Genomic DNA, 5,225 nt, shown 5'->3' on the forward strand with positions numbered 1-5,225 from the left:
TACGGCGTTTCACTTCTGAGTTCGGCATGGGGTCAGGTGGGACCACCGCGCTATTGCCGCCAGGCAAATTCTGTTTCATTCCAACCGCTTCACTTCCATGAAGCCATCAGAACCAATCTTGGAACGTCGCTGAAAATCTCTCTAAAAACACCTTCGGTGTTGTAAGGTTAAGCCTCACGGATCATTAGTACTGGTTAGCTCAATGCATCGCTGCACTTACACACCCAGCCTATCAACGTCTTAGTCTTAAACGTTCCTTCAGGGGCCTTGAAGGCCCAGGGAAGACTCATCTTGAGGCAAGTTTCGCGCTTAGATGCTTTCAGCGCTTATCTTTTCCGCACTTAGCTACCGGGCAATGCCATTGGCATGACAACCCGAACACCAGTGGTGCGTTCACTCCGGTCCTCTCGTACTAGGAGCAACCCCTCTCAATCTTCCAACGCCCACGGCAGATAGGGACCGAACTGTCTCACGACGTTCTAAACCCAGCTCGCGTACCACTTTAAATGGCGAACAGCCATACCCTTGGGACCTACTTCAGCCCCAGGATGTGATGAGCCGACATCGAGGTGCCAAACACCGCCGTCGATATGAACTCTTGGGCGGTATCAGCCTGTTATCCCCGGAGTACCTTTTATCCGTTGAGCGATGGCCCTTCCATTCAGAACCACCGGATCACTAAGACCTACTTTCGTACCTGCTCGAGCCGTCACTCTCGCAGTCAAGCTAGCTTATGCCTTTGCACTAACCTCACGATGTCCGACCGTGATTAGCTAACCTTCGTGCTCCTCCGTTACTCTTTGGGAGGAGACCGCCCCAGTCAAACTACCCACCAGACACTGTCCTCACCCCGGATCACGGGGCCGAGTTAGAACATCAAACATTAAAGGGTGGTATTTCAAGGATGGCTCCACGCAGACTGGCGTCCACGCTTCAAAGCCTCCCACCTATCCTACACATCAAGGCTCAATGTTCAGTGTCAAGCTATAGTAAAGGTTCACGGGGTCTTTCCGTCTTGCCGCGGGTACACTGCATCTTCACAGCGAGTTCAATTTCACTGAGTCTCGGGTGGAGACAGCCTGGCCATCATTACGCCATTCGTGCAGGTCGGAACTTACCCGACAAGGAATTTCGCTACCTTAGGACCGTTATAGTTACGGCCGCCGTTTACTGGGGCTTCGATCAAGAGCTTCGCCTTGCGGCTGACCCCATCAATTAACCTTCCAGCACCGGGCAGGCGTCACACCGTATACGTCCACTTTCGTGTTTGCACAGTGCTGTGTTTTTATTAAACAGTTGCAGCCAGCTGGTATCTTCGACTGGCTTCAGCTCCATCCGCGAGGGACTTCACCTACATGCCAGCGTGCCTTCTCCCGAAGTTACGGCACCATTTTGCCTAGTTCCTTCACCCGAGTTCTCTCAAGCGCCTTGGTATTCTCTACCTGACCACCTGTGTCGGTTTGGGGTACGATTTAATGTTACCTGGAGCTTAGAGGATTTTCCTGGAAGCAGGGCATCAACTACTTCTGCACCGTAGTGCATCGTCATAACGCCTCAGGGTTAGTATGCAACCGGATTTACCAGGTCACACCCCCTACACGCTTAAACCGGGACAACCGTCGCCCGGCCAGCCTAGCCTTCTCCGTCCCCCCTTCGCAGTAACACCAAGTACAGGAATATTAACCTGTTTCCCATCGACTACGCTTTTCAGCCTCGCCTTAGGGGTCGACTCACCCTGCCCCGATTAACGTTGGACAGGAACCCTTGGTCTTCCGGCGAGCGGGCTTTTCACCCGCTTTATCGTTACTTATGTCAGCATTCGCACTTCTGATACCTCCAGCAACCCTCACAGGCCACCTTCAACGGCTTACAGAACGCTCCCCTACCCAACAACGCCTAAGCGTCGCTGCCGCAGCTTCGGTGCATGGTTTAGCCCCGTTACATCTTCCGCGCAGGCCGACTCGACCAGTGAGCTATTACGCTTTCTTTAAATGATGGCTGCTTCTAAGCCAACATCCTGGCTGTCTATGCCTTCCCACATCGTTTCCCACTTAACCATGACTTTGGGACCTTAGCTGGCGGTCTGGGTTGTTTCCCTCTTCACGACGGACGTTAGCACCCGCCGTGTGTCTCCCGTGATAACATTCTTCGGTATTCGGAGTTTGCATCGGTTTGGTAAGCCGGGATGGCCCCCTAGCCGAAACAGTGCTCTACCCCCGAAGATGAGTTCACGAGGCGCTACCTAAATAGCTTTCGGGGAGAACCAGCTATCTCCCGGTTTGATTGGCCTTTCACCCCCAGCCACAAGTCATCCGCTAATTTTTCAACATTAGTCGGTTCGGTCCTCCAGTTAGTGTTACCCAACCTTCAACCTGCCCATGGCTAGATCACCGGGTTTCGGGTCTATACCTTGCAACTAATCGCCCAGTTAAGACTCGGTTTCCCTACGGCTCCCCTATACGGTTAACCTTGCTACAAAATATAAGTCGCTGACCCATTATACAAAAGGTACGCAGTCACACCACGAAGGTGCTCCCACTGCTTGTACGTACACGGTTTCAGGTTCTATTTCACTCCCCTCGCCGGGGTTCTTTTCGCCTTTCCCTCACGGTACTGGTTCACTATCGGTCAGTCAGGAGTATTTAGCCTTGGAGGATGGTCCCCCCATATTCAGACAGGATGTCACGTGTCCCGCCCTACTCATCGAACTCACGACCTGTGCATTTTAGTGTACGGGGCTATCACCCTTTACTGCGCGACTTTCCAGACGCTTCCACTAACACACAAGCCGATTCAGGTTCTGGGCTCCTCCCCGTTCGCTCGCCGCTACTGGGGGAATCTCGGTTGATTTCTTTTCCTCGGGGTACTTAGATGTTTCAGTTCCCCCGGTTCGCCTCATGCCACTATGTATTCATGACATGATAGTGTGTCGAAACACACTGGGTTTCCCCATTCGGGTATCGCCGGTTATAACGGTTCATATCACCTTACCGACGCTTTTCGCAGATTAGCACGCCCTTCATCGCCTCTGACTGCCTAGGCATCCACCGTGTACGCTTAGTCACTTAACCTCACAACCCGAAGATGTTTCCATCGTTCGCGCTGCAAACATTTGAGAGACTCTATGACAGGTTACTCTTTATCCCAGTACTTCTACGGAGGGATAAATTTCAGCCGTCATGTTTCAATTTTCAGCTTGTTCCAGATTGTTAAAGAGCAATATCTTAAACATGACTCGGAAGTCATCTTTAAGATATGGTGTATCGTCAGATACTTGAGACCGCCGCTTTCACCGGGTGGGTCGGAAGCTTGGCGTCCCCTAGGGGATTCGAACCCCTGTTACCGCCGTGAAAGGGCGGTGTCCTAGGCCTCTAGACGAAGGGGACACGACACCGTACTTTTATGACGCTTTTGCTCGTTACTTTTTCATCAGACAATCTGTGTGAGCACGCCACTCGAACTAATATCTTTAGGTAAGGAGGTGATCCAACCGCAGGTTCCCCTACGGTTACCTTGTTACGACTTCACCCCAGTCATGAATCACAAAGTGGTAAGCGCCCTCCCGAAGGTTAAGCTACCTACTTCTTTTGCAACCCACTCCCATGGTGTGACGGGCGGTGTGTACAAGGCCCGGGAACGTATTCACCGTAGCATTCTGATCTACGATTACTAGCGATTCCGACTTCATGGAGTCGAGTTGCAGACTCCAATCCGGACTACGACGTACTTTATGAGGTCCGCTTGCTCTCGCGAGGTCGCTTCTCTTTGTATACGCCATTGTAGCACGTGTGTAGCCCTACTCGTAAGGGCCATGATGACTTGACGTCATCCCCACCTTCCTCCAGTTTATCACTGGCAGTCTCCTTTGAGTTCCCGGCCGAACCGCTGGCAACAAAGGATAAGGGTTGCGCTCGTTGCGGGACTTAACCCAACATTTCACAACACGAGCTGACGACAGCCATGCAGCACCTGTCTCAGAGTTCCCGAAGGCACCAAAGCATCTCTGCTAAGTTCTCTGGATGTCAAGAGTAGGTAAGGTTCTTCGCGTTGCATCGAATTAAACCACATGCTCCACCGCTTGTGCGGGCCCCCGTCAATTCATTTGAGTTTTAACCTTGCGGCCGTACTCCCCAGGCGGTCGATTTAACGCGTTAGCTCCGGAAGCCACGCCTCAAGGGCACAACCTCCAAATCGACATCGTTTACAGCGTGGACTACCAGGGTATCTAATCCTGTTTGCTCCCCACGCTTTCGCACCTGAGCGTCAGTCTTCGTCCAGGGGGCCGCCTTCGCCACCGGTATTCCTCCAGATCTCTACGCATTTCACCGCTACACCTGGAATTCTACCCCCCTCTACGAGACTCTAGCTTGCCAGTTTCAAATGCAGTTCCCAGGTTGAGCCCGGGGATTTCACATCTGACTTAACAAACCGCCTGCGTGCGCTTTACGCCCAGTAATTCCGATTAACGCTTGCACCCTCCGTATTACCGCGGCTGCTGGCACGGAGTTAGCCGGTGCTTCTTCTGCGAGTAACGTCAATTGATGAGCGTATTAAGCTCACCACCTTCCTCCTCGCTGAAAGTGCTTTACAACCCGAAGGCCTTCTTCACACACGCGGCATGGCTGCATCAGGCTTGCGCCCATTGTGCAATATTCCCCACTGCTGCCTCCCGTAGGAGTCTGGACCGTGTCTCAGTTCCAGTGTGGCTGGTCATCCTCTCAGACCAGCTAGGGATCGTCGCCTAGGTGAGCCATTACCCCACCTACTAGCTAATCCCATCTGGGCACATCTGATGGCAAGAGGCCCGAAGGTCCCCCTCTTTGGTCTTGCGACGTTATGCGGTATTAGCTACCGTTTCCAGTAGTTATCCCCCTCCATCAGGCAGTTTCCCAGACATTACTCACCCGTCCGCCGCTCGTCACCCGGGGAGCAAGCTCCCCTGTGCTACCGCTCGACTTGCATGTGTTAAGCCTGCCGCCAGCGTTCAATCTGAGCCATGATCAAACTCTTCAATTAAAAGCTTGATTTGCTTCCACTCGAGAAGCGATGCTCAAAGATTTACTGCATGAATTTTACTTCAGTTAGTCACTCTTCAAGACTTGATATTTTTTTGCATCCGAAGATGCTGGATATCGTCTTGTGGAGTGCCCACACAGATTGTCTGATAAATTGTTAAAGAGCAGTGAGTTAGGCGCTTTCGCTTGCTAACTCGAGGTGGCGTATAT

1 tRNA gene and 3 rRNA genes are annotated in these 5,225 nt (G+C 52.3%); all 4 read right to left on the bottom strand.

Annotated features, from left to right (window positions below):
- A 5S ribosomal RNA gene (gene rrf, locus ACUTQY_RS24625) occupies positions 1 to 64 on the bottom strand; the annotation flags it as partial.
- A gap of 99 nt (positions 65 to 163) precedes the next feature.
- Positions 164 to 3,071: ribosomal RNA gene (locus ACUTQY_RS24630) — 23S ribosomal RNA — on the bottom strand.
- 239 nt (positions 3,072 to 3,310) lie between these two features.
- Positions 3,311 to 3,386 (bottom strand) — tRNA-Glu (locus ACUTQY_RS24635).
- A gap of 88 nt (positions 3,387 to 3,474) precedes the next feature.
- A 16S ribosomal RNA gene (locus ACUTQY_RS24640) occupies positions 3,475 to 5,016 on the bottom strand.
- Between the last annotated feature and the right edge of the window lie 209 nt (positions 5,017 to 5,225).

This window comes from Serratia sp. TSA_130.1, assembly GCF_052691795.1.